Origin of the sequence: Microbispora sitophila (assembly GCF_014892245.1) — a bacterium.
Lineage (GTDB): Bacteria > Actinomycetota > Actinomycetes > Streptosporangiales > Streptosporangiaceae > Microbispora > Microbispora siamensis.
The window spans coordinates 142217-167307 of sequence record NZ_JADBGC010000023.1; the positions used below are offsets into that span (position 1 = coordinate 142217).

18 protein-coding genes are annotated in these 25091 nt (G+C 72.1%); 6 read left to right on the forward strand and 12 right to left on the reverse strand.

Going from position 1 to position 25091, the window contains the following annotated elements; translation table 11 throughout:
* Window positions 1–10 precede the first annotated feature (10 nt).
* On the reverse strand, window positions 11–1969 hold the full coding sequence (locus IL992_RS34280) for an alpha/beta fold hydrolase (protein ID WP_193207466.1): 1959 nt from the start codon (window positions 1967–1969) through the stop codon (window positions 11–13).
* 168 nt (window positions 1970–2137) lie between these two features.
* Window positions 2138–3148: a LacI family DNA-binding transcriptional regulator gene (locus IL992_RS34285; protein ID WP_079316791.1), complete on the reverse strand. Its 1011-nt coding sequence runs from the start codon at window positions 3146–3148 to the stop codon at window positions 2138–2140.
* A 264-nt stretch (window positions 3149–3412) separates the two neighbouring features.
* Between IL992_RS34285 and IL992_RS34290 the strand changes: the two genes are divergently transcribed.
* The 3 genes from IL992_RS34290 to IL992_RS34300 all read left to right on the forward strand — a co-directional run bounded on the left by IL992_RS34290 (window position 3413) and on the right by IL992_RS34300 (window position 9603).
* Window positions 3413–4789 (forward strand): glycoside hydrolase family 5 protein, encoded by a 1377-nt coding sequence (locus IL992_RS34290; protein WP_193207467.1) that lies wholly within the window; start codon window positions 3413–3415, stop codon window positions 4787–4789.
* Between the two features lie 22 nt (window positions 4790–4811).
* Window positions 4812–7805, forward strand: coding sequence for an endo-1,4-beta-xylanase (locus IL992_RS34295; RefSeq protein ID WP_193207468.1), 2994 nt, complete (start codon window positions 4812–4814; stop codon window positions 7803–7805).
* Between the two features lie 232 nt (window positions 7806–8037).
* Window positions 8038–9603 carry a glycoside hydrolase family 43 protein gene (locus IL992_RS34300; RefSeq protein WP_193207469.1) on the forward strand — a complete coding sequence of 522 codons (1566 nt, stop codon included), beginning with the start codon at window positions 8038–8040 and terminating at the stop codon, window positions 9601–9603.
* A gap of 12 nt (window positions 9604–9615) precedes the next feature.
* Here IL992_RS34300 and IL992_RS46855 read toward each other — a convergent pair whose 3' ends face one another.
* Window positions 9616–10407: an SDR family NAD(P)-dependent oxidoreductase gene (locus IL992_RS46855; protein ID WP_319019009.1), complete on the reverse strand. Its 792-nt coding sequence runs from the start codon at window positions 10405–10407 to the stop codon at window positions 9616–9618.
* Window positions 10404–11399, reverse strand: coding sequence for an AurF N-oxygenase family protein (locus IL992_RS46860; RefSeq protein ID WP_226874250.1), 996 nt, complete (start codon window positions 11397–11399; stop codon window positions 10404–10406). Before IL992_RS46860 ends, IL992_RS46855 begins: the two co-directional genes overlap by 4 nt.
* A 201-nt stretch (window positions 11400–11600) precedes the next feature.
* Between IL992_RS46860 and IL992_RS34310 the strand changes: the two genes are divergently transcribed.
* Complete coding sequence (locus IL992_RS34310) at window positions 11601–12815, forward strand: NAD(P)/FAD-dependent oxidoreductase (protein ID WP_193207470.1); 1215 nt, start codon at window positions 11601–11603, stop codon at window positions 12813–12815.
* Here IL992_RS34310 and IL992_RS34315 read toward each other — a convergent pair.
* The 5 genes from IL992_RS34315 to IL992_RS34335 are packed head-to-tail and all read right to left on the reverse strand — an operon-like array spanning window position 12778 to window position 18418.
* The gene (locus IL992_RS34315) at window positions 12778–13758 is read right to left on the reverse strand and encodes a phosphatidylserine/phosphatidylglycerophosphate/cardiolipin synthase family protein (protein ID WP_193207471.1); all 981 of its coding nucleotides are present in this window, start codon (window positions 13756–13758) and stop codon (window positions 12778–12780) included. The two genes, IL992_RS34310 and IL992_RS34315, sit on opposite strands and share 38 nt — an antisense overlap.
* Before the next feature lie 2 nt (window positions 13759–13760).
* Window positions 13761–14687 carry an SCO2521 family protein gene (locus tag IL992_RS34320; RefSeq protein WP_193207472.1) on the reverse strand — a complete coding sequence of 309 codons (927 nt, stop codon included), beginning with the start codon at window positions 14685–14687 and terminating at the stop codon, window positions 13761–13763.
* 26 nt (window positions 14688–14713) lie between these two features.
* Window positions 14714–15670, reverse strand: coding sequence for an SCO2522 family protein (locus IL992_RS34325; protein WP_143737526.1), 957 nt, complete (start codon window positions 15668–15670; stop codon window positions 14714–14716).
* Window positions 15667–16581 carry an SCO2523 family variant P-loop protein gene (locus tag IL992_RS34330; protein ID WP_193207473.1) on the reverse strand — a complete coding sequence of 305 codons (915 nt, stop codon included), beginning with the start codon at window positions 16579–16581 and terminating at the stop codon, window positions 15667–15669. Before IL992_RS34330 ends, IL992_RS34325 begins: the two co-directional genes overlap by 4 nt.
* Window position 16582: 1 nt before the next feature.
* Window positions 16583–18418, reverse strand: coding sequence for an SCO2524 family protein (locus IL992_RS34335; protein ID WP_193207474.1), 1836 nt, complete (start codon window positions 18416–18418; stop codon window positions 16583–16585).
* Between the two features lie 358 nt (window positions 18419–18776).
* Between IL992_RS34335 and IL992_RS34340 the strand changes: the two genes are divergently transcribed.
* Window positions 18777–19829, forward strand: a complete 1053-nt coding sequence (locus IL992_RS34340) for a 2-hydroxyacid dehydrogenase (protein ID WP_193207475.1) — start codon at window positions 18777–18779, stop codon at window positions 19827–19829.
* Between the two features lie 71 nt (window positions 19830–19900).
* On the forward strand, window positions 19901–21553 hold the full coding sequence (locus IL992_RS34345; protein WP_319019010.1) for a thiamine pyrophosphate-binding protein: 1653 nt from the start codon (window positions 19901–19903) through the stop codon (window positions 21551–21553).
* Window positions 21554–21557: 4 nt separating this feature from the next.
* Here IL992_RS34345 and IL992_RS34350 read toward each other — a convergent pair whose 3' ends face one another.
* From IL992_RS34350 to IL992_RS34360, 3 genes are all read right to left on the reverse strand, one after another.
* Window positions 21558–22883 carry a HAMP domain-containing sensor histidine kinase gene (locus tag IL992_RS34350; protein ID WP_319019011.1) on the reverse strand — a complete coding sequence of 442 codons (1326 nt, stop codon included), beginning with the start codon at window positions 22881–22883 and terminating at the stop codon, window positions 21558–21560.
* Between the two features lie 199 nt (window positions 22884–23082).
* Complete coding sequence (locus tag IL992_RS34355; RefSeq protein ID WP_193207476.1) at window positions 23083–23922, reverse strand: GNAT family N-acetyltransferase; 840 nt, start codon at window positions 23920–23922, stop codon at window positions 23083–23085.
* A complete protein-coding gene (locus IL992_RS34360; protein WP_193207477.1) occupies window positions 23919–25082 on the reverse strand; it encodes a M20/M25/M40 family metallo-hydrolase in 1164 nt (387 codons plus the stop codon). Before IL992_RS34360 ends, IL992_RS34355 begins: the two co-directional genes overlap by 4 nt.
* Window positions 25083–25091: the final 9 nt, after the last annotated feature.

Consider the following 25091-nt stretch of genomic DNA (forward strand, 5'->3'; position numbering starts at 1 on the left):
GCGAGCTTGATCAGGCCAGCAGCCAGCCGTACAGCCAGGCGAGGAACGCGAGGCCGGTCAGGGCGGGGACGATCTTGGCGGCGGCCGCGTTCAGCCGGAACGCCTCGACGATCGACAACCCGGTGGAGACGAGGGCCAGCAGGCCATACCAGGCCAGGGCGTGCGGCACCCCGATCGCGAGTGTGGTCCAGTCCTGGATCCCCGACAGGCTGAGCGCCGACAGCGCGCCCAGCGCGACGCCTGCCAAGCCCGCGAGCGCGCTCAGCCCGCCGCCGCGCCTGCGCACCAGGGAGACCAGCCCCGCGACGAGCTGGACGGCCGACACGAGCAGGAAGACCGCGGGGACGGCCAGCGGGATCGGCGACCGGGACAGCCGGTAGACCGAGGACGTGAGGAGCAGGTCGCCCGGCCGTACGACCGGGTACGGCGCGGCGCCGGGGTCGCACGAGCGGGCCGTCGCGGCCGGGTCGTCGAGGAACGCGGCGATCATCTGGCGGCCGCAGCCGCTCGACAGGAAGACGGCGTGCCCGGTCCCGGCGAACTCGGCGAACCGTGCGCCCGGCACGGCCGACACCGCCTGACGCGCGGTCTCCGGGGGTGTGGTGGGGTCGTACTGGCCGCCGAGGACCAGGATCGGCGGCGCCGCCCCCTCCGGCGACGCGGCGTCCGGCGACGCGGCGTCCGGCGAGGCCCCTTCCGACGAGGCGGGGGTGACCGACGCGTGCGGGGTCAGGAGATCGGCGTCGGCCCGCGCGGCCGGCAGGCCCCAGGCGTCGCAGACCGCCGCGTCGACGACCCCGGTGAACAGCCGGGGGCCCCGCGAGTCGGGGAAGGAGTTGTACGGCGCCTCGTCCTGGCACTGGACGGCGTAGTACAGGCCCCACTCGTGCGAGGTCAGCCCGTCGCCGGCCGCGTCGACCAGGGGTTGCAGCAGTTCGGTGCGCCCGGAGGCCAGCCCGTCCACGAGGGCCGGCACGATCGGGATCACGTCGGTCTCGTGCAGCGCCTCGCCGAGGATCGTCGCCACGTCGTCCCCGTTGAGCTGCACCGTCAGCCGCTTGCGGGTGAGCGGGTCCCGGGTCTCGTACGCCGCGGGGTGCGCGTTGAGCGCTTTCACCATGGCGTCGAACCGGGCGGCGATTCCCAGTTTGGTCATCGTCGCCGAGAGCGCGGCGGACGACTTGTCGTACCAGCGGGAGCCGGCGGGAAGCAGGGAGTCCAGCACGACCCCCCGGGTGCCCTGCGGGTCGCGCGCCGCCGCCAGCAGCATCGGGCGGGTGGAGTAGCTGACGCCGAACAGGTACCACCGCGGGTAGCCGAGCGCGGTCCGCAGGTCCACGACGTCGGCCGCGATCTCGGCGGTCCGGTAGCCGCGCAGGTCGACGTGCTCGCCATCGAGGCGCGACTGGCAGGCCAGCGCCTGCCGGGTGAGCGGGGCGGTCTCGGCCGACGCGGGCCCGGGCGTGCGCAGGGTGTCCACGACTCCGCGGACGATCTCGGGGCAGCTCAGCCTGGGCTCCGAGTAGCGCCCGCCGCGCTGTTCGAGGACGACCACGTCGCGGTCGGGGAACATCTGGCTGAGGAACCCGGTGAGCTGGAGCGAGCCCGATCCCGGCCCGCCGCTCATGTAGACGACCGGGTCGGCCGCCTGCCCGCCGGCCTGCGCGGGCGCGCGGTGCACCGCGTAGCCGACCTTGATGGTCCTGCTGTTGGGCACGTCACGCCGCTCGGGGGCGAGGAGGTAGCCGCAGGTCGTGCCGGACGGCACGGCGACCGTGCAGGGGTGTTCCTCGACGGACCCTTCCGCCGCTTCGGCCGCCCGCTCGCGGTGAACCGCGGACGCCGGGCCGGTCACCGCGTGCTCCGCGCCCCGCACCGTCCCGGACCACGCTGTCCCGGCCCGCACCGTCCCGGCCGCGTCACGGATCGGCGCCGCGAGGGCCGCCGACCCGGAACCTCCCAGAAGCATGAGCGCCGCGGCGAATGCCGTGACGGCCGCTCCACGCGAACTCCGCAACCGTCAGCCCCGTCCCGCGAACCCGGCGATATCCGCAGAAACCTTAGCGTGTTCGTCGGTCATCCCGCCCCCATTCGTCCAAGCGCTCCCATTTTGGACGATCATGGATCGGTCCCGGTTTCACCGGGGCCGGGCGGTGCTCTCCCGGACCACCAGGTCGGTGGACAGCTCGACGCGGCGGGCCTCGGTGTTCTCGCCCCGGCCCATGGCCAGCACCATCCGCGCGGCCAGCGCGGCCATCTCCTCCAGGGGCTGGCGCACGGTGGTCAGCGGCGGCCACGCGGACCGGGACAGCGGCAGGTCGTCGAAGCCGACCACGCTGAGGTCCTCGGGCACCCGCAGACCCCGCTGCCGGGCCGCCTCGAACACGCCGAACGCCTGCATGTCGCTGCCGGCGAAGATGGCGGTCGGAGGGTTGTCCAGCGAGAGCAGCGCGTGACCGGCGTCGTGGCCGGAGTTGACGAGGAAGTCGCCGTACCGGATGAGCTCCGGGTCGATGGACACTCCGGCCGTCTCCAGCGCGGCGCGGTAGCCGTCGATCCTGGCCCGGCTGCACAGCATGTCGGGCGGGCCGCCGATCATGCCGATCCGGGTGTGCCCGAGGTCGAGAAGGTGGCGCGTGGCCGCGAGGCCGCCGTGCCAGTTGGTCGCGCCGACCGACGCCACTCCGGGCGGCGGCTCGCCCTCGGGATCGACGACGACGAACGGGATCGAGCGGGCGCTGAGCTGGCCCTGCTGCCGCACCGAGAGCCGGGAGCTGACGATGATCACACCGTCCGTGCGCCGCGCCGCGATGCGCTCCAGCCAGTCACGGCCGGGGCCCGCGTGGGTGTGCAGCACGGAGATCACCACGCTCGCGGCGGCCTCGTGCGCCGCCTGCTCGGCCCCGCGCACCAGCTCCATGGCCCACGGGCTCTCGATCTCGGCGAAAACCAGGTCCAGTAAACCGACCGGGCCGTCGCCCTGCCCCGTCCTGCGCTGGTATCCGTGCTTCTGCAGGAGGCGCTCCACCCGCTGACGGGTCTCCGGCGCCACCTCGGGACGGCCGTTGATCACCTTTGACACGGTCGGAACGGAGACTCCGGCCTCCTCCGCTATCTGGGCGATGGTCACCCGCCTCTTCACTGGCATGAAGCAGATCGTAGCCGAAAGTTTCGGGAGACCTGAACCGGTTCCTCCTGATGAGGCGCCGGACCGCCGTGATCAAGCCGCGAGCGCCCTTGACGCTCAACCTCAGCTTTACTTATCCTCCGGACCACGAAACATTCGGATGCTAGCCGAAACTTTCAGAACGACCGTCAACAGCGGGTAGCGGAGGAGGAGGCGGGGCCGTCGCCCTCCGGCCACGCCGCCTGGTTTCGAGGATTCGCCGGTTTCGAGGATTGAGGAGAATCGATGACGCTGCTGCGCGTGTCCGGATCCCGGCTGGTAGACGAGGCGGGCGACCCGGTCAGGCTGCGGGGGGTCGGCCTGGGCGGCTGGCTCAACATGGAGAACTTCATCACCGGCTACCCGGCAAACGAGTCCTCGATGCGCGCGGCGGTGCGGGAGGTGCTCGGCGAGGAACGCTACGAATTGTTCTTCGACCGCTTCCTGACCTCGTTCTTCACCGAGGCCGACGCCGACCTCCTGCGGGACATGGGCGTCAACTGCGTGCGCATCCCGGTGAACTACCACCACTTCGAGGCGGACGACCGCCCGATGGAGATCATCGAGCGTGGCTTCCGCCACCTCGACCGGGTCGTCGGCTTGCTGGGGGAGCGCGGCGTCTACAGCGTCATCGACCTGCACGCGCTCCCGGGGGCGCAGAACCAGCACTGGCACTCCGACAACCCCACCCACGTCGCCTCCTTCTGGCAGCACCGGCACTTCCAGGACCGGGCGGTTCACCTGTGGGAGGCGCTGGCCGACCACTACAAGGACAACCCGTGGGTGGCGGGCTACAACCCGATCAACGAGCCGGGCGACCCCAGCGGCAGGGTGGTCGGGCCCTTCTACGACCGTCTGGTCAAGGCGCTGCGCGCGGTGGACCCCGCCCACGTGCTGTTCCTCGACGGCAACACCTACTCGACCGACTTCTCGGTCTTCCATGAGGTCTACGAGAACACCGTTTTCGTCTGCCACGACTACGCGCTGGCCGGGTTCGCCCACGGCGGCCCCTACCCGGGCTTCACCCGGGGCGAGTGGTGCGACCGCGACGAGCTGGAGCGCACCTTCGCCCGCCGCACCGCCTTCCAGCGGGAGACCGGCACGCCGATCTGGGTCGGCGAGTTCGGGCCCGTCTACATCGGTGACCCCTCGGTGGACGAGCAGCGCTACCAGATCCTGCGCGACCAGCTGGAGATCTTCGACGCGTACGAGGCCGGCTGGTCCATCTGGACCTACAAGGACGTCGGCCTGCAGGGCCTGGTCTGCGCCGGCGGGTCGTACATGGAGCGGTTCGGGCCGTTCATGGCGAAGAAGAAGCGGCTCGGCGCCGACCGGTGGGGCTCGACGATGGAGGAGACGGCGAGCGAGCTCGCGCCGCTGCACCGGCTGATCGACACGGAGTTCCCTTCCTGGGACCCTTACCCGTGGGGCGCCCGTTACCAGACCGACGACCTCATCCGGCACATCCTGATCGCACAGGCGCTGCTGCTCGAGTACGCCGAGCTGTTCCGCGGGCTGGACGACGACGAGCTGCTCACGCTCGCCGACTCCTTCGCCCTGTCCAACTGCACCCGGCGTGAGCCCCTGATCCGGCTTCTCGCCGACAACCTGGCCGCGCGCTAGCGCGGCACGAGGAGACCCCCCGATGCGCAGCCTCCGTTCCCGGGCGGCCGCGGCAGTCCTGTGCCTGTTCATGGGACTGCCGGTGGTCGCGGCGAGTGCGGCACCCGCCGACGCCGCGGCCGTGCAGGTCGCGAAGTACGACTTCGAAGACGGCACCACCCAGGGATGGGGGCCCAGAGGCGGCGGGGTCGAGGTCGGCGCGACCTCCGACGCCGCGCACTCGGGGTCGCGCTCTCTGCTCACCTCCGGCCGCACCGCCACCTGGCACGGGGCGTCCATCAGCCCGCCCTTCCAGAAGGGCGTCACGTACCAGGTCACGGCGTACGCCCGGATGGTGAGCGGGGAGCCGTCGAGCACGATCGCGCTGACCGTGCAGCGCACACCCGACGGCGGCGACACCACCTACGAACGGGTGGCCGCCGCCACCGTGACCGACGGCGGCTGGGCCGAGCTGTCCGGCACCTACTCCTTCGGCGCCGACTCCACCGGCCTGCAGCTCTACGCCGAGAGCTCCGAGGCCACCGCGAAGTACTACATCGACGACATCGTCATCACCTCGGACACCGACCCCGCGCGCTCGGGCCTGAGCACCGACTTCGAGACCGGCACGGCCCAGGGCTGGTCGCCGCGCGCCTCGGCGACCCTGACGGCGAGCACGGAAGCCGCGCACGGCGGCTCCCACAGCCTCGCGGTGACCGGCCGCTCGGCCTCCTGGGACGGCCCGGCGATCAGTGTGCTCGGCAAGATGGCCAAGGGGTCGAAGTACACGCTGTCGGCCTGGGTGCGCCTCGGCCCGGACACGACCGCGGGCAACCTCGGCCTGTCGATCGAGCGCCGGACGAACGGCACTCCCAGCTACGAGCGGGTGGCCGCGCCGAAGGCCGTCTCCGAGGGACAGTGGGTGCGGCTCACCGGCACCTACACGCTCGCGTACGACGTGGACTTCCTCAGCGTCTACGTCGAGTCCGACACCGGCACGTTCCCCTTCTACCTGGACGACTTCACGCTGACGTACGTCGAGCCCAAGCCGATCCAGACCGACATCCCCTCACTGAAGGACGAGGTGCCGTTCACGCTGGGCGCGGCCGTCGCCCGCGCCCAGACGCTCGGCGAGCACGGCGACCTGCTGCTCAAGCACTTCAGCGGGGTCACCCCCGGCAACGACCTCAAATGGGACGCGACCGAGCCGCGCGAGGGCGAGTTCACCTTCGCCGAGGGCGACTACCTGGTGAACTACGCCGTCCAGCACGGCCTCACCTTCCGCGGGCACACGCTCGCCTGGCACAGCCAGACGCCCGACTGGGTGTTCAAGGACGGCGACCGTGACCTCACCTCCTCGCCCGAGGACAAGGCGCTGCTGCTCAAGCGGCTGGAGAACCACGTGAAGACGCTGGTCGGCCGCTACAAGGGCAAGATCGCGGTCTGGGACGTGGTCAACGAGGTCGTGGACGAGAACCAGCCCGACGGCCTGCGCCGGTCGAAGTGGTTCCAGATCACCGGCCTCGACTTCATCCGCACGGCCTTCCGCGTCGCGCACGAGACCGACCCGGCCGCCAAGCTGTTCATCAACGACTACAACACCGAGTTCCCGCGCAAGCGGCAGGCGCTGTACGACCTGGTGAAGAAGCTGAAGGCCGAGGGCGTGCCGATCGACGGCGTCGGCCACCAGCTCCACCTCAACATCGAGCAGCCGCCGGCTTCCGAGGTCGAGGCCACCATCTCGACGTTCGCCACGCTCGGGGTGGACCAGCAGATCACCGAGCTGGACGTGAGCGTCTACCCCGACTTCGTCTCCACGTACGACGAGGTGCCCGCCGAGGTGCTCGCCGAGCAGGGCTACCGCTACAAGGAGCTGTTCGACGTCTTCCGCAGGCACAAGGCCCAGCTCAGCTCGGTCACCGTGTGGGGCCTGGCCGACGACGCCACCTGGCTGTCGACCTTCCCGATCACCCGGCTGAACGCCCCGCTGCTCTTCGACGACGAACTCCAGGCCAAGCCGGCGTACTGGGGCATCGTGGACCCGGCGAAGCTGCCGCCCTTTGCGCGCAGACTGGAGGCCCCCGCCGCGACGCCGAAGGTGGACGGCGGTCGCGACCTCGAGTGGGACCTGCTGCCCGACGCCCCCATCGCCCGCGTCGGCGACGTGTCCGCCGGATTCCAGGCCCGCTCGTCGGCCAAGTGGCTCTACGTCCTGGCCGAGGTGCGCGACCCGAGCAACGACCGAAGCGACCGGGTCACGTTCACCGTGGGCGGCACGCCGTACGCCGTCCGGCGCGACGGCGGCCACCCGCGCGGCGTCGACGCGGCCGTGAAGAAGACGGCCGGGGGTTACCGGGTGGAGGCGCGACTCCCGATCGGGACCGACGTCACCGTGTCGGTCGCGGACGCCTCCGGCGGCTCGCAGACCTCCTGGACCGGGAAGGTCACCGCTACGCCCGCGGTGAAGCTGACCACCGCACCGCGTCGGCAACCGGTGGTCGACGGCACCGTCGACCGGGCCTGGGCGGCGGCGCCGGAGATCCGCACCGCCACCTGGATCCAGGGCACGTCGGGGGCGACCGCGCGGGCCCGGGCCCTGTGGAGCGGCGACACCCTGTACCTGCTGGCGCAGGTCGCCGACCCCACGCTCAGCGAGCAGTCGGCCAACCCGTGGGAGCAGGACTCCGTCGAGTTCTTCGTCGACCCCGGCAACGGCAAGACCAGGGGCTACGGCGACGACGACGGCCAGTATCGGATCAGCTTCTCCGGGAAGACGTCGGCCGGAGGCCCGCTCGACCCCGCCGCCATAGCGGGCAACCTGACGGCCGCCGCCAAGACCGTCCCCGGCGGCTACGTGGTCGAGGCCGCCGTGAAGCTGCCCACGATCACGCTGCGGGACGGCACGCTGCTCGGCTTCGACGTCCAGGTCAACGACGCCACGGGCGCCGCCAGGACCGGCGCGGTGACCTGGAACGACGCCACCGGGCAGGGATACCGGGACACGAGCCACTGGGGCGTGCTCCAACTGCGGTACTGAACTCCGGCACTGAACTCTGGTACTGAGCTCCGGCACCGGACCTGCCGCAGGGACCCGATGCAGGGATGCAGCGAAGAGGACCAGCGCAGGGGCCTGGCGCAGGGAGGCCCCGTGCTGGAAGGCTCTGCGCTGGAAGGCCCTGCGCTGGAAGGGGCCGGCGCACCGTGTCCGTGCCGGACGGCCCGGTTCCCCACATGGGGAACCGGGCCGGTCACGTTCGAGGAAGGAACGAATGATCGACGGAGTCGACGGCTGGGAGTACCGGAACCCGGTCATCCCCGGGTTCCACCCCGATCCATCGGTCTGCCGGGTGGGCGAGGACTACTACCTGGTGACCTCCAGCTTCGAGTGGTTCCCCGGAGTGCCGATCTTCCACAGCCGCGACCTGGTCAACTGGCGGCAGCTCGGGCACGTGCTCGACCGCCCGTCCCAGCTCGACCTGGACGGAATGCGGCCCTCGGGCGGCGTCTACGCGGCCACCATCCGCCACCACGACGGCGTCTTCTACGTCGTCACCACGCTGGTGGACGGGCGGGGCAACTTCGTCGTCACCGCCACCGACCCCGCGGGCCCCTGGAGCGAACCCCGATGGCTGCCGGAGACCCGCGGCATCGATCCCTCGCTCCTGTTCGACGGCGGCCGGGTCTGGCTCACCGGCACCAGGGAGAAGGACGCGCCCCGCTATCCCGGCGACACCGAGGTCTACCTCGTGGAGCTCGACCCGTCCACGCTGGAGCCGTGCGGCGAGGAGCGGGTCGTCTGGGAGGCCGCCCAGCGGGGCGCGGTGTGGTCCGAGGGCCCGCACCTGTACAAGATCGGCGGCAGGTACTACCTGCTGACCTCGGAGGGCGGCACGTCGTACGACCACGCGGTCGTGGTCGCCAGGGCCGACCACGTCACCGGGCCGTACGAGCCGAACCCGCGCAACCCGATCCTCACCCACCGGCATCTCGGCCTCGGCCATCCCATCGCCTGCACGGGCCACGCCGACCTGGTGGAGACCCAGGACGGCGAATGGTGGATGGTGCTGCTGGCCACCCGCCCGTACGGCACCCCCGGCGACCTGGGCACCGGCAACCTGAGAGGCGACAACCTGGGCAGGGAGACGTTCCTCACCCGGGTCTCCTGGGAGGACGGCTGGCCGGTCGCCGCGCAGGTCGCGCCCGTGGCCGCGGGGCCGGCGCTGCCCGAGCACCGCTGGCCCGCCGTCCCCGCCTGCGACCACTTCGACGCCGACCGGCTCTCGCCCGTCTGGAACCACCTGCGCACGCCGCGCACGCCCTACTGGAGCCTGGGCGACAGCCGGCTGCGGCTGCGGCTGCGGCCGGAGACGCTGGCCCAGCGGGTCAACCCGAGCCTGGTCGCCCGCAGACAGCAGCACACGGACTTCGCCGTCCACGCCGCGCTCGACTTCGCGCCCGCGGCCGGGGAGTGCGCCGGTCTCGCCCTGGTGCAGAACGACGACCACCACGTGCTGCTCGTGCGGACCGCGCGCGGCCTCGAACTCGTCCGCAGGAGGGCGGGCTGGGACGACCTGCTCGCCTCCGTACGGGTGCCCGGCCAGCGGCGGCTGTATCTCGGAGTGGAGGCGCGCGGGCAGGCCTACCAGGCCAGGTACGCCGTGGCGGCGGGGGAGTGGACCGACGTCGGCGACCCGGTGGACGGCAGGATTCTCAGCACCGCCGTGGCCGGCGGCTTCACCGGGGCCTACATCGGCATGTACGCCAGCTCCAACGGCCGCCCGAGCTCCAACGTCGCCGCGTTCGACTGGTTCGAGTACCTGCCGCTCGGTCCATGATCCGGCCGTGACTCAGCCCATGATGCGGCGGAAGGCGGAGCCGGCCGCCCGCACCGCCAGGGCGGGCGAGAGCCGTACGGCCCGCCAGGTGGCGCGGGCGGACGCGGGCGCGACGATGAGCGCCTGGTTCCTGGCCACGCCGCGCAGCACGTCGCGGGCGAGCGACTCCACGGGATACAGACGGCCCTGGGCCCGCACGGCCGTCGTGCGGGCGCGCAGGCCGATCTCGGTCTGCGGCAGCCCGGGGTTGGCGTTGTCCAGCAGCGGGGTGTCGGTGAACCCGGGGCAGACCACGCTGACCTTCACACCGTGCGCCGCCGCCTCGGCCCGCAGCGCGAGCGACAGCCCGACGACGGCGTGCTTGGTCGCCGTGTACGGCAGCATCATGGGCGCGGGGGTCAGCCCGGCCAGCGACGCGGTGTTGACGATGTGCCCGTAGCCCTGCTCGATCATGAGCGGGTACGCCGCGTGCACCCCGTGAACCACCCCGCGCAGGTTCACGTCGATGGTCCGGTTCCAGTGGTCGAGCGTGAACTCCTCGGCACGGCCGCCCACCGCGATTCCGGCGTTGTTGAACAGGAAGTCGAGCCGCCCGTGCTCCGCCGCCACCCCGGTGACCAGCTCCCGCACGGCCTCCGCGTCGGAGACGTCGCACACGACGCCCGCGCAGCCGAGATCCTTGGCGGTGTCCTCGGCCCCCCGGACGTCGGCGATCGTGACGTGGACGCCCCGCCGTACGAGCTCGGCGGCGACGGCCCGCCCGATCCCCGACGCCCCGCCCGTGACGACGGCGGTCTTCCTCACGCGTTTCCCCTCGCTTGAGCCTTCGGCTCGTCCCAGATGCCCATCGCCCGCCACAAACGGCGGCTGATCGGGTTCATCATGCCCAGATCGGCGCAAAGCTCTCTCGTCCTGGACACCGAGTCGCGGGTCTGCGCGGCCGTCTCGGGGTTGTCGAGGTAGACCTCGCGCACGACGTCGTCCGGGATCCGGAACGCCCTGATCATGGAGCCTGGCGGGGACAGCATGATCCGCGCCATCAGGCCGATGATCAGCGGCGTGAGCAGGCTCAGCGCGAAGCGGCGGTAGCGCGGCATGCGCGGCATCCGCCGGCGGAGGTAGTGACGGGCGAAGGAGATGTGCCGCGCCTCCTCCGCCACGTGGATGCGCATGATGGTCTCCTCGAGCGGATGCCGGATGCGCCCGCTCCTGAGCGTCGTGCGCTGCACGTGGTCGATCGGGTCCTCGCCGCCCAGCACGAAGATGAAGAACAGCTCGGTGGAGATCAGCGGAATCCACGGCACCACCTGGGCGAGCAGGCTGAGCGGCCCGGGCATGCCGCGAATGGGGAGCTTCGTGCGGTTCACGAACTCCTGGAACATCATCCCGTGATGACCTTCTTCGATCGTCTCGTGGTAGACGTACCGGAACTCGGGAGAGCCGTTCGGCAGCCGGTAGGCGTAGTTGAGCAGCCCGCGCTTGAGCAGGTTCTCGAACTGCAGCCCGATCTTCATGGCGGTCGCGACCCGCCAGAGCCCGATGCGCGCCCTGACCTCCGGCGACCGGCTCCGATACCAGGGATGGCCGCCCAGCCTGTCGGCCGGCGGCAGCTCCCACCGCGGGTCGGTCTGGTCCACGTGGAACTCCGGGTCGTCCCAGGGGATGTCGACGTACGGCTCCCAGTGCTTGTCGACCGAGGCCTTCGACAGGCGTTCGATGACGGCCTCGTACGCGCTCCGGGCCGCGACGTGCTCGTCCTTCTCCCTGCTCGCGGTGGTCTTCGGTGCGGCGGACATGCGGCCTCCCTTCCGGCACCGCAATTGTACGACTCATCCAATAACTCGGGAAGGGGGCCGCCACGACGCGACTCGGCGGGAATTCCCGGCCGGCAAGATTTCCGCGCGGTACAGTTCGGCGAGGTCACCCGTGTGTGGCCTTCTTGAACGGCCATCCCTCACCTACTGTCGAAGCGAGGGGACGGCGAATTGGGAGCCCGCGTGCCTGAGACCTGTGACGTCGTGATCATCGGTGGTGGCGTGATCGGCTGCGCGATCGCGCACCGGCTGGCCGTGCGGGGCACGAGCGTGGTGCTCGTGGACGCCGGGCAGCGCCTCGGGCTCGGCGCCTCCGACGGCGCGATGGGCGGCATCCTGACCCAGACGGAGCCCTCCTGCCTCGGCCCGCTCAGCAGCGTCATCAAGAGCAGCCGCGACATCTACCCGGACTGGCTCGAGGAGATCCGCGACGCCTCCGGCGTCGAGGTCCCGGTGCTGGACGGCGGCGACATCCAGGTCGCACTGGACGAGGCCGAGATGGAGCGCCTGGAGTCCAAGGTGCTGCCGCAGTGGAAGAACTCGCCGTTCGCCGTCGAGCGGCTGACGGCCGCCGACGCCAGGAGACTCGAACCGCTGCTGAGCGAGCGCGTCGTCGGCGGGTTCCTGCTGCCGGAGGAGCTCGCGCTCGACCCGCGGGTGCTCATGGCCGCCCTGGCGGGAGCCGTGCTGTCGGGTCGTACGCCGATCCGGGTGCTGAACGCGGTGCGTGCCACCGACCTGCGGACCGGGCCGGGCGGTGTCGAGGTGGACCTCCACGACGGCCGCCGGGTGTCCGCGGAGCAGGCCGTCGTCGCGGCCGGCCACCTGAGCGGGGTCTTCCTGCCTCGCCACCGCGCCCACCTGTTCCCCATCAAGGGCGTGGCCTTCGACGTCCGTCCGCCCGGGGCCGTCACCTACCCGCTGCGCCACCACATCTTCGCGGAGATCAGGCAGGACGGCCGGGAGTACTACCCCTATCTCGTCCCGCGCTACGACGGCAGGGTGGCCGTCGGCGTCACCTACGAGGAGAACGTGGGGGACGTGACGGTGACCGCCGCGGCGGTCGAGGAGATCCGGCGGGGCGTCGCCGCTCTCATGCCCAAAGCGGCCACCTGGCCGATCGGCCGGCGCTGGGCCGGACTGCGGCCGGGCAGCGCCGACCACATGCCCATCCTCGGCCACGTGGACGACCACGGCCGGGTCTTGGCGGCCACCGGCCACAGCGGCCTCGGGGTCACGCTCGCCCCCGTCACGGCCGAACTGGTGGCGGCCCTGGTCCGCGGGACCGCCGGCCCCCGGGAGAAGGACCTGCTCGCCGTCTGCCGGCCCGACCGCCCCTTTCCTCCCGCGCCGCTCCCGCCTACGCCGCCGGTGTCGCCGCCTCCCACAGTTCGCTGAACCGCTCGGCCCGCTCCCGCACCCTCTCCTGGTCCTGGACGAGGATCGTGCTGTGGATCACCGGGGCGATGCCGTCGCCGACCTGCGGGGCGGGGTTGGACTCGTAGTAGACGACCCCGTCGAACAGGATGAAGTCCGACAGCGAGCCGCGCAGCAGGGGCGGCGCGTCGGTGAGGAGGAGCGTGCGCACCTCGATCCCGACCGTGGTCTGCCACTTCCACACCCGGCGGAACGCCTCGGAGTCGAGCCGCTCGGAACGATCCACCACGAACACCCGGCGCACCCGCGCCCCGCGCTGGACGAGGTCGCGCTGGAGCTTGACGTAGCGCTGCCCGAGGTCGGTGTGCCAGAAGCCGCCCTCGAACTCGGTGTCGCGGGCGTCCACGCTGCTCAGGCTGACCGCGTCGAGACTGACCCGGGTGTTGCGCGCGAGCGCCAGCAGCCAGTCGCGGTCCTCGCCCTCGTACAGCGCGTACCTGCCGTCGGCCAGCTCGCCGAGGAACTTCGCCATCCGGCTGACCTCGTGGTGCACCAGGCTCTTGACGAGGTCGGGCATGTCGTCGCGGATCTTGGCGGCGTTCTGCACCAGCTCGGCCGCGCCCCTGGTCTGCAGCGCCGACACCTCCATGAGGCCGAACAGCTTGCTGGCCTCGTTGATCCTGGAGAAGCTGTCGGCCACCAGGTCGTGGGTCTTCGTGTGCTGCCTGCGCTGCTCCTGCAGCACGGTCTCCAGCTGGTTGTCCACGTCCACGAGGAACTGCACGACGAAGACCACGCCGCTGATGAACGTCGCGAGCAGCAGGCTCCACAGGTCCTCGTTCGGCCCGTGGATGAGAGCGTTGCTCACGAGGTAGCTCACGCCGCCCACGAGCACCGTCACGAGGACCTTGCGCACGATCCTCGGGACGAGCGCCTGGGACGGCTCGGGTGCTGCTCCGGTCACGGTCACCTCCTTCCGGGTTCGGCGGTCGCGCTGAGCAGGGCCAGGGTGTTCATCGCGACCTGGTCGCGGACCCGGTCGACCAGGGAACGCCACTGCCGGGTGAACCCCGGCCGCCGCTCCAGGCTCTCCCAGAACGGCGTCAGCCACTCCTCGACCCGGGCGGCGGGCATCCACAGGTGCATGAGGTGGTCGATGGCGGGCGCCAGGCGGGCCGCCGCCTGGGCCCCCGGCGTCGCACCGATCCGCGCGCGCTCGACGATGACCAGCAGCGACGTCAGCAGCCAGTCGTGCGTCGCGAGGTCCTCGCACAGGTCGACCACGGCGGGGGTGAACGGGCCGGGATGCGTCAGGCGGACGGTCCGCTCCTGCTCGGTGTGCAGGGTGAACCGGATCGACGGCTCGCCGGTCTCGGCCACCCACCGCAGGCTCGTCCGCGGGATCTTGAAGGGGGCCCGCCGGTCCAGCAGCGGGGACGCCTGGACGAGATCGAGGAAGCGGCCGCTGACGGCCCCCAGATCGAGGCAGCCGGGCGCGGGATCGCCGGTGAACCCTTCGGCGAGGTCGGCCGCCTTCGCCTTCCCCAGGACCTCCACGACCCCGGGCCGGGACAGGTAGTGCGACCAGGGCAGCCGGCGGTCGGCCTCCGAGCGCACCACCCGGACGTACGACGACCCCTGGGCCACCCGGCCCCCGGTCACCGCGCAGCGGGACACGACCGTGCCGACGCCCCTGATCCGGGAGCGGGAGGCGGCGGGCAGCGCGCAGTCCACCCCGGTCAGCCGCTCGGGCGACAGCGCGTGGACGATGGGACGGCGGGAGACCCGCACGGTCTCCCCGGCCATGAGCCCCAGCACCTGACGGCACGTCGACTCGGAGATCTCCCCGGAGTTCTGCAGCAGCCCGGTGTGGACTTCCCCGATCACCAGCATCGGGCCGCCCTCATAATCGAAACCCCTCAGACGAAGACGTAGGAGATGCGGTCGACGAGCTCCTCTTCGAGCCGGACTCCCTCGCTCTCGCTCCGGGTGGCGACCTGCCGCAGGACCTCGTCGTCCACCGCGACCTGGCTCAGGATCGTCCGTACGGCCAGCTCGACGGGCAGGAACCGGGGGGAGAGGACGGACAGCGTGGTGTACGCGCTGAACGGCGCGGCCTGGGGGTTGAGCCGGACGACCGCGGGCAGTCCGTCCCAGTCGCGGGGCCAGCCGCCGTCCAGGGCCACCGGCGGGAGCGGCACCCGGCCCTCGCTGCGCAGCAGCCCCAGCCGCAGGAGCTGCCAGACGGCCGCGAGGAAGGGGCACGACCAGGTGCGCCGCGGCCCCTTCTCGTCCCACAGTTCGACGTCCACGAAGATCGAGTGGCCGCGCTTGGCGTTCTGGGCGGGAGGCTCCCACGGCCGGGCCTTGCCCATCGCCTGCAGCGGGGCGGTGCGGGGCGAGCGGGAGCCGTTGCACAGCCAGCCCGTCTCCTTCACGGGCGGGCGCGACCCGTCGGTCTCCGGCGGCGGGTCGTCGACGAGCCGATCCTCCACGAGCCGGGCCAGCTCGACACCGCCCGATTGGGCGCAGGCCGACTCGCGGGCCAGGTAGTCGATGGACAGGTCGTGCTCCGCCGCCGCCTCCAGGACCATCGGGACCAGTTCGGCGGGGGTGCTGAAGCGGCTGAAGTAGTCGTCCACCAGAAAGCAGGTGCTCACCCGGGCCCGGCCCCCGGGCACCCGCTCCCGCCATAACGAGCGGACCGTGGCGAGCCACGGCGCGACCCTGCGGAACTGCTCGCGCAGCCGGTCCGGGCCCGCCTCGAAGTCCTCCATGTAGAGGTGCCCGAGCTCGACGGACACATGGGAGAGGGGGACGGAGGCGATCCTGCGCTCGGCCGCCACCTCGCCGAACGTCGCGTGCACCGGCGTCACAGGCCCTCCCACGCGCTGTCATCGACGATCTTCTTGGCGAGCTCGTCGAACGCGGCGGCGGTCTCCGCGTTGGCGATCTTGCTGGCGAGCACGTCCTCGTCGGTGATGAGCTGCTCGCGCCACTGGAGGACCGGGTCCAGGGGGATCTTGCCGAGCATGGCCGTACGGCCGACGCCGTGGCGGCCGGCCAGCTCGCGCAGCTCGCTGTCGCACGCGCTCAGCCAGGCCCGCTGCTCGTCGCGCAGCCCGACGAGCTCCGCCGCGTCCGGTTCGAGCACGGCCGTGCGCACGAAGCGGATGCGGTCGCGCAGGTCCTCCCGGTCGTGACCGAACCTGCTGCCGACGTCGAGCAGCCCGTCGGCGCCGGCGACGAGCCCGTCGGCCGCGATGATGTGCTGGCGCGTCCAGCGGTGGAAGACCAGCCAGCGGAACGGGATCGCGGGCATCCGCACGGTCGCCGCCAGGACCAGCTCCGCGGTGAACGACCGGCCGGCGCTGACGTCGACCATGCACAGGTCGAACTCCTCCTCCAGCCGCCCGAACAGCTGGACGCAGCGGCCGACGATCTCGTCGGTGAGGGCCGACAGCTCGCCGCCGCCCTCGCTGCCCGGCAGCAGCACGAGCCGTCCCGCGCCTGGCGGGCGGGTGCGCAGCCCCTCGCGGTCGGACTCGGCCCACACGTCCACCCGCCGCGGCTGCGGGCACTCGCCCCGCAGGTATTCGTGCAGGCCGTTCTCCGGGGTGCCGCGGGCCACCGCGCTGACGCTGAAGATCGCCCCGGCGGTCGGCGAGCCGAAGTCGAAGTCCAGGTAGCAGACGTCGTTGCCCTGCAGGGCGTGCCGGTACACGATGTTGGTGCCGGTGACCGAGCGCCCGGTCCCGCCCTTGTCCGAGATCGCGAAGACAAGCACCTCAGATCGCCTCCGATGCGCTGTCGCGGGCGGCGGACAGCCGTTCGAGGCCGAGCAGGGCGTCGTTGATCAGCGCCTGGGCGGTGGCGGGCCGGTCGCTGACGATCGCCCTGGCCCGCTGCAGCGACGCCTGGATCGAACGCAGCTTGGGCTGGATCGTCTGCCCGCCCACCAGAGGCCGGGTGACCAGCTCCTGGTCCAGCAGGTGCTCGGCCTCCCCGAGCATCTGGAGGGCCAGCTCGACGAGCTGCGGGCTGCGCAGCGGCGGCTCTCCACTGGACGTCGCCGCGGAGACGAGGAACTCGACGACCCGTTCGCTGAAGTACCAGGACGGCTCCTCGTCGCGCACCTGGATGTCGGTGAAGACGTTGCCCGGCTGGTCCCACAGGCCGGCGGCCGGGCCGTCCGTATGGCGGCGCAGCATGATGTGCCGCCAGATCTGGTCGGCGAGGGCGAGCAGCCGCTCGCGCATCCGCGTGTTCTGCGCGATGGAGGCGGCCCAGATGGTCCGTTTGAGCAGCGTGATGGCGAAGTCGGAGACGACCCACAGCAGGTGGGGGCCGAGCACGTCGCTGCCGTGCAGGTTGATCGGGACGCCGGGGGAGTGCATCAGCACGGGCGGGTCGCCCGGCACCGCCCTGCGGATGATCCTGGCGCGGATGGCCAGCTCCTCCAGCACCGCGGCGACCCGGCCGAGGTCCACGTCGGCCGCCCGGTTGTTGACCAGGCTCTGCACCACCATGGCGGTGACGCCGAGGCTGTAGTAGTCCGACTCCTTCTCGTCGACCGTCCGCCACGGGATGTCCTCCAGCGGCCAGGTGCCCCGCCCGTACGTCGCGATGGTGCGCCAGTAGGACTGGGTGAGGTCCCAGCGGCGCTGAATGGCCTGGGCGAGGGTGATCTGGTCGTCGTTGAGCAGGCTCAGGACGCGGGTGCGGGCGGAGAACAGGTCGGCGATGCCGACGAGGGCGTTGACGGTGAAGTACAGGAACGGCGTGTCGGCGGCCACGCCCTTGGGCTGGGGGCCGATGTCGAGCGGCGTGACGATGTCGGGGGCGTCCTTCACGATGCCCCACGTCCAGCCGCACTCGAACAGCAGGTTCTCGTTGTCCAGATCCACCTGGCTGCCCGAGCCGATCGTCAGGTCGCGCAGGCCGGCCCGTACCGGCCGCAGCTCGCGCCGCAGGTCGTCGAGCACGCGGCGGACGGGTGCGCCGGTCTGGTTCACCGTGCGCAGCAGCGCGCGGCCCGCCGTGGAGCCGGGGTCGAACGCGTTGACCGTGAAACTGCGCAGCAGGCCCGCCATCGCGGCCGACAGCCGTTTGCTGGCCAGGTCCTCCAGCTCGCGGATCTCGCGGCGGATGGACTCGCGCCGCACGCTCTGGCGGAAGACCTTCAGGAAGCCGAGTGTGCCGAGGGCGAGCGTGACCGACATGGAGAAGGAGTCGACCACGTCGAGCTGGAGCTGCTCGGGAGTGACCTTCGTCTCGTCGTCCACGGAGCGGAAGTAGCTGCCTCCGGAGAACAGCGGGCGGCCGTCGTCGGCGGTGTACGTGCGCAGGTACTGCCCGATGACCTTGAGCAGGAGCTTGGGGATCTCCACCGAGTCGCCGAGGACGGACAGCGCGGTCAGCACGTCGTCGGCCGTCTCGTCCGGCGTGTCCAGGCGGAAGCCCGGCAGTTCCGAGGCCGGATACATGAAGCAGAGAAGCTGCTCCGCGTCGGAGATGGAGTTCGACCCGTCCCGGCCGCCCCACGCCCAGACGCCGTCCCGGTAGGAGGCGCGCGCGGCCGCCTCCCACAGCTCCAGAAGCTGCTGTCGCGGCTGGAGTTTCATGTGGGCCCTCTCTGCGCTGCGCCCTCTTCACTGCGCTGCGCCGTCTTTGTCGCGCCCTCTCCGTGCTGCCGTCGCGAAGAAAGGCACGCTCGTGTGGCCGGTCGGGACCGAGGCAGGGGTCCCCAGACCCTCCCTAGGGGTTTCCTTTTCCGACTCAGGTGGAGACGGAACCACCACAACCCTTATACCATTGGATTCCAGCTCCGTCGCCTGGACCATCCGTGGTATTTCGTGCACCGCCTGGTTGTTGTGATTGGAGAGATACCACAGAGAAAAACAGACATATATGTCCTAAGTCTGAGAGATATTTGAAATGTCCCAAACCGCGGCTCCGAGGGATATAACGGACTATCGTCCCGTGCAGCCGCGGCCGGCGGCCGGAGCGGCCCCCAGAGGGGGGACGGTCCTGGTGACCGGGGCGGGCATCGACATGGCGCTGCTGGAGCCGCTCGCCCGGCAGGGGCTCACCGTACGGCGGCTCGCGTCGCCGCTGAACGAGGACCAGCTGGTGCGCGAGCTGCGGGGAGCGGTCGCCTATCTGCACGGCGGTGAGGAGCGGGCGAGCGCGCGGGCGCTGCGCGAGGCGCGCAAGACGCTGAAGGTCGTGGCCTTCCTCGGGGTGGGCTACGAGAACTTCGTCGACGCGGCGGCGGCCGACCGGCTCGGCATCGCCGTCACGAGCACTCCGGGGGCGGCCACCGACGCGGTCGCGACGTTCACGGTCGCGCAGATCGTGAACGCCAACCTGGGCATCCCCCGGCATCTGGGCGCCCGGGTCCTCGGCTGGCAGGGCTCCGACGAACTGCCCCACGAGCTCGCCGCCCGCAGCGTCGGCATCATCGGCATGGGCGCGAACGGCCGGCGGATCGCGGAGATCCTGCGCCGGGGCTTCGGCGTCCGCGTCTCCTATTACAGCCGCACCCGCAGGCCGGACGCCGAGCGGGACCTCGGCATCTCCTACCTGCCCCTGCTCGACCTGGCCGCGGGCAGCGACATCCTCGTGGTCATGGTGCCGGAGACCGACGAGACCAGGTCGATGGTCGACTCGTCGGTGATCGGCCGGATGCCTGAGGGCGCGATCCTCGTCAACACCGCCCGCCCGGCCATCGTCAGTCCCGGCGCCCTTTACACCGGCCTGGAGAAGGGCCGCGTCAGCATGGCGGTCTTCGACGGCTTCTACGGCCCGGAATGCAAGGAGGCGATCGAATTGCGGCGGGATTTCCCCGAACGCCTCCTGGTCACCGGGCATATCGCTTCCCACACCGTCGAGGCGATGGACCGGATGGTGCGCCAGGCTGTGAAGTCCATTGAGAATGTGCTGACGTACGGATCGGACGAACACGAGGTCGGGTCGCGTTCCCGGCCCCGTTTTCGATTGCCGGAGGAAAAATTGCGGCACGCGGAACGGTAGGGCGACGCATGGAAGGGGAAACCATTTGGGAAACCCAAGGGAAACCCCTCCGCTATCCCGGGAAGTGATACGTGGACGGCCATGACCCGATCCCCCCGGCGGGGACGATCACGACGCCCACGGGGGCGCGCGCCCTGGTCGAGGCGCTGCGACTGCACGGCGTCGACACGATTTTCGGTATTCCGGGCACTCATAACCTCGCGATCTACGAGGAGCTCGACCGGGCGGGCGTGCGATGCGTGACGCCCCGGCACGAGCAGGGCGCGGGATACGCCGCCGACGGATACGCCAGAGTGACCGGCAGGCCCGGCGTCGTCGTCACCACCACCGGTCCCGGTGTGGTCAACGCGGCCACGGCTCTCGGGCAGGCGTACTCCGACTCCTCCCCGATCCTGCTCGTCTCACCGGGCGTGCCCACCGCACATCCCCGCGATGGCCGCGGCTACCTGCACGAGAGCAGGGACCAGTCGCGGGCGATCGACGCGCTGTGCGCCTGGAGCCACCGCGTGACGACCGTGCGGGAGATCCCCGCCGCGGTCGCCCGCGCCTTCGGGCGGTTCGCCGAGGGGCGCCCCCGGCCGGTCCACATCGAGATCCCCTACGACCTGCTCGACCTGAAGGGCCAGGTGAAGATCGTCCCGCCGTACCGGATCACGCGCCGTGAGCCCGATCCACGGGCCCTCGACGTGGCGGCCGGGCTGCTGCGCACGGCGCGCCGCCCGGGCCTCGTGCTCGGCGGCGGCGCCCAATGCCCGGGCGAGCGGCGCCGGGGCGCCGAGCCGCCGGTGGGGCGTCTGGCGATGCGCCTGGCGGAACGGCTCGGCGCGCGGGTCGTGACCACCGTCAACGGCAAGGGCGCGGTGCCGGAGAGCCATCCGCTGGCGCTCGGCACCACGCTGCACCTGGCGGCCGTACGCCGGTGGCTCGCCGCGTGCGACGTCGTGCTGGCCGTCGGCACCGAGCTCGGGCCGGCCGACCTGTGGGACGACGCCTTCGCCCTGTCCGGCCGCCTCGTGCGGATCGACATCGACCCGGGGCAGATGTACGGCGACCACGTGGCCGACGTGGCGATCGTCGCGGACGCGGAGCTCGCCATGCGCGGGCTGGCGGAACGGCTCGACCGGCAGGGCGCCGTGCCGCGGCCGCGCCGGGAGCCGGATCCCGGCGCGGGTCACAAGGCGGAGCTCGAAGAGCTCACCCGCAGGTGGTCCGGCCAGCTCGCGGCGCTGCGCCGGGCCCTGCCGCCGGAGACCGTCGTGGTGGGCGACAACTCGATGTTCGTCTACCACGGGGCGCTCGTCGGCATGCCGATGGACCCGCCCGGGCGGTTCCTGTTCCCCACCGGATTCGGCACGCTGGGCTTCGCGTTGCCGGCCGCCGTCGGCGCCAAGCTCGGGCGGCCCGACCTCCCCGTGGTGGCGCTGGCCGGCGACGGGGCCTTCCAGTTCAGCCTGCAGGAGCTGGCCACGGCGGTGGAGCTGGAGCTGAGCCTGCCGATCGTCGTCTCCGTGAACGGCGGCTTCGGGGAGATCCGCGAGGAGATGCGGGAGCGGGGCATGCGGCCGGTCGCCGTGGACCTGCACGCGCCCGACTTCCCCGCCCTCGCCGCCGCGTACGGAGCCCGGGGCCGTGCCGTCAAGACGCCCGGGGAGCTGGAGGAGGCGGTCGCCGAGGCCCTGCGCGTCCCGGTGCCCACCGTGATCGTCGCGCCCGAGGAGGACTGACCCGTCACCGGGCGGGCGCGAGCGGGAGACGCAGCACGAAGCGGGCGCCCCGGTCGCTGTCCTCGATCGTGAGCGTCCCCCCGTGCGCCTGGGCGATCTGGCGGGCGATGGACAGCCCGAGCCCGGTGCCGCCGGCGTCCTTCGACCGGGCGGCGTCGAGCCGGGCGAAGCGCTGGAAGACCAGCTCCCGCTTGTCGGGCGGGATTCCCGTGCCGTCGTCGAGCACCTCCAGCACGCCCTTGCCGCCCTCCCGCCGCACGGTCACGGTGAGCCTGGACACCGCGTGCCGCTCGCCGTTGTCGAGGAGGTTGTTGAGCAGGCGCGCCAGGGCCAGCCGGTCGCCGACGACCACCACGCCGGGCGTCAGGTGCCGCACCACCTCCACCTTGCGCGACCTGCGGTCAAGCTCACGGGCGGCGAGCCCGCCGAGGTCGGCGGGCTCACGACGCGGCGGCGCGCCGGCGTCGAGCCGGGCGAGCTGGAGCAGGTCGGTCACGAGCGCCTGCAGGCGGTCGCAACTGCTCAGCAGGGCGCGCCCGGTGGCCGGCCAGTCGGCGTCCTCGCTGTGCAGCAACGCCTCCTCGATCTCCGTGCGCATCGCCGTCAGCGGGCTGCGCAGGTCGTGGGAGGCGTCGGAGGCGAAGCGCCGCTGCCGCTCGACGGCCACCTCCGCCCGGTCCAGCGTCTGGTTGGCGGTCTCGGCGAGCCGACGAATCTCGTCGTGATACTTCGGCACCGGCACGCGCTGGCTCAGGTCGGTCGCGGTGATCCGGGCCAGCTTGCTCGTGATCGCCTCCACCGGGCCGAGCGCCTTGCGCACGGTCTGGTACGTGCCGAGCACGGTGAGCCCGACCAGCAGGAGAGAGCCGCCGAGGAGCGCCGCCAGCAGTGGGCCGCTGACGTACCACGGCACGGTGTCGTCGGCAGCGTAGACCGTCCACAGGCCACCGGTGTTGTGGAAGCGGAACGCGACGACGACCATGCACCGGTCCGGGAACGCCGGGGAGGCGCACAGCACCTTGCTCGTCTCGGGGGTCGTCAGCTCCGGCCGGAACGCGGCCATGCGCGGGCGGCCGGTCAGGGTGTCGCTGACGGAGACGATTTGGCCGTTGTGGTCGATCACCTGCACGCCGGCCACGCCCGGGTCCAGCAGCACCGGCGGCAGCCGGTCGCGCTTGGCCTGGTAGGCGAGGCGTACGGCGGTGGTGGTGATCTCGTCGGTCTTGTAGCGCTGGGCGGTGCCGTGCAGGACGCCGAGGACCAGCAGCACGGCGACGGCGCACAGGAGCGCCATCACCGCGCTCGCGAGCACCGTCAAGCGGATCCGCACCGAGGATCCCCGCCATCCGCTCATCTGATTCCCCCCGGTAATCAGATGATCAATAAGGCCTCGTGGCCGCGCCGGGTGTCCCCACCCCGGCTCACCTGGCACGTTACCTGTGCCGATGATCGACGCCGTCGCCGGGACGCCGCTGTCCGGTCTCTACCCATTCCGGCCCCGAAAGCAGCGCCGGGTCACGCCGCCCGTCTCACCCGGGGGCGGGGGAGCGCCGCTCGACGACGTAGCAGCCGCCGGCGAAGCCCGTCACCGTACGGCCCCGCGCCATCAGCCCGCCCAGCACGTCGCGTACGGCGTGCCGCCAGGCCTTGGCCGTCTCCGGGGCGGCCCGGCGGAGGGCCTCCACGTCCGCGGGCACGGCGACGAGCACGGCAGGCCCGTCCGCGGGCAGGGCGACCGGCCCGCCGTCCAGCTCGGCCAGCGCGGTCACCGCGCCGTCCGCCCCGGCGGGCCGGTACGGCAGGCCGTCGCAGGCCCGCGCCACCCGCGGGTCGTCCAGCCGCCACACCGCGAGGACGCGGTCGGACTCGTCGCCGGCGTTGACCGCGTCGCCCATCGGGCCGTAGAAGTCGGGCAGATACTCCTCCGGCAGGGCGGCCAGCTTGGCCAGGTTGAAGTGGGCGTTGCGGCGCACGAGGGGATCGAAGGTCCAGGTGATCCGGCTCAGGCCGCGCTCCAGGGCCCAGGCCCGCTGGTGCAGCTTGAGCGCGAACCCGGCGCCGGGCCGCACGGCGCCGGTCACGTGCGAGTGCAGCGCCTGCCCCGCGGGCGCCGCGAGGAAGGCGGCGGCGGCACCGACGAGTTCCGGGCCGTCGAACGCCCCGGCGACGTACCCGCCCGCGTGGGTCAGCGCCCGCATCAGCTCCGCCGTGATCGGAGGGTTCCAGGGCTCCGGACGCCAGATGCCGTCGAACAGCCGGACCACGCGCTCGAACTCGGCGACCGTGCGCAGCTCGGCGATCCGCAGGCCGCGTCGCGCGGCGGCTCCGGCCGCCTGATCCCGGGCGGTGACGGGATCACCCGGGTTCACGCGGTCTCCCCGGCGGTCTGCCGCACGTCCCGTGGCGTGGGATCGGCGCCGCCGGGGCCGGTGATCGGCCCGCCGGACAGCACGTACGCGGCCAGCGCCGCGACCAGGCGGGCGCGGACCGGCATCTCGGCGACCAGGACGTGCTCCTCGGCGGCGTGCGCGCCGCCTCCCACCGCACCCAGGCCGTCGAGCGTCGGGCAGCCGACGCCCGCGGTGAAGTTGCCGTCCGAGCCGCCGCCGACCGACACCCCGCGCAGCGGCGTCATGCCCAGCTCGGCGGCGAGCCGTACGGCGACCTCGAACAGCCCGGCGGAGGCGGCGGGGTCGAGCGGCGGGCGGTTCGGCCCGCCGCGCAGCTCCAGCCGGACGCCCGGGGTGTGCGGGGCCAGCGCCCGCATCAGCTCGTCCACCCGTCGCTGCGCCGCCCGGTCGGGCACGCGTACGTCGACGGCCACCCGGCCCCGGGCCGGCACCGTGTTGGTGCTCGTCCCCGCGGTCAGCATGGTGGGCGTCACCGACGTCGCCCCCGCCCTGGACGACGACTCGACCTGGGACGCGATGCCCGCGATGGCCAGCACCTGGTGGGCCAGCTCGACGCCGGCGTTGGCCCCCAGCTCGGGTTCGAGGCCGGCGTGCGCGGCCCGGCCGTGCACGGTCAGCTCGTAGCGCGAGATGCCCTTGCGGGCCGTCTTCAGCGCGCCGCCGTCCGCGCTGGCCTCCAGCACGAACGCGGCGGCGCACCGCGACGCGATCGACTCGATCAGCGGGCGGGAGGTCGGCGAGCCGAGCTCCTCGTCCCCGACGACGAGCACGGTCAGCCCGTCGGGGGACGGCAGCGAGGCGACCGCGTGGAAGAGCTGCACGAGACCGGCCTTCATGTCGAACACGCCCGGCCCCCGCGCCACCCCGTCCCGCACCGACCAGGGATGCTCGCGGAGCGTGCCGACCGGCCAGACCGTGTCGTGGTGGCCCAGCAGCAGGACCCGCGGCGGGCCGAACGACCAGCGGAGGTGGGTGACCCCGTCGATCACCAGGGTCTCCGGCTCGGCCCCCAGCAGCCTGCGGCCCAGCGCCCCGACGACCCGCGCGCTGCGCGCCACCGCCTCGTGGTCGGTGGAGTACGACTCGCAGAGCACCAGCTCCTCGAGGTCGGCCAGCATGGCCTCCAG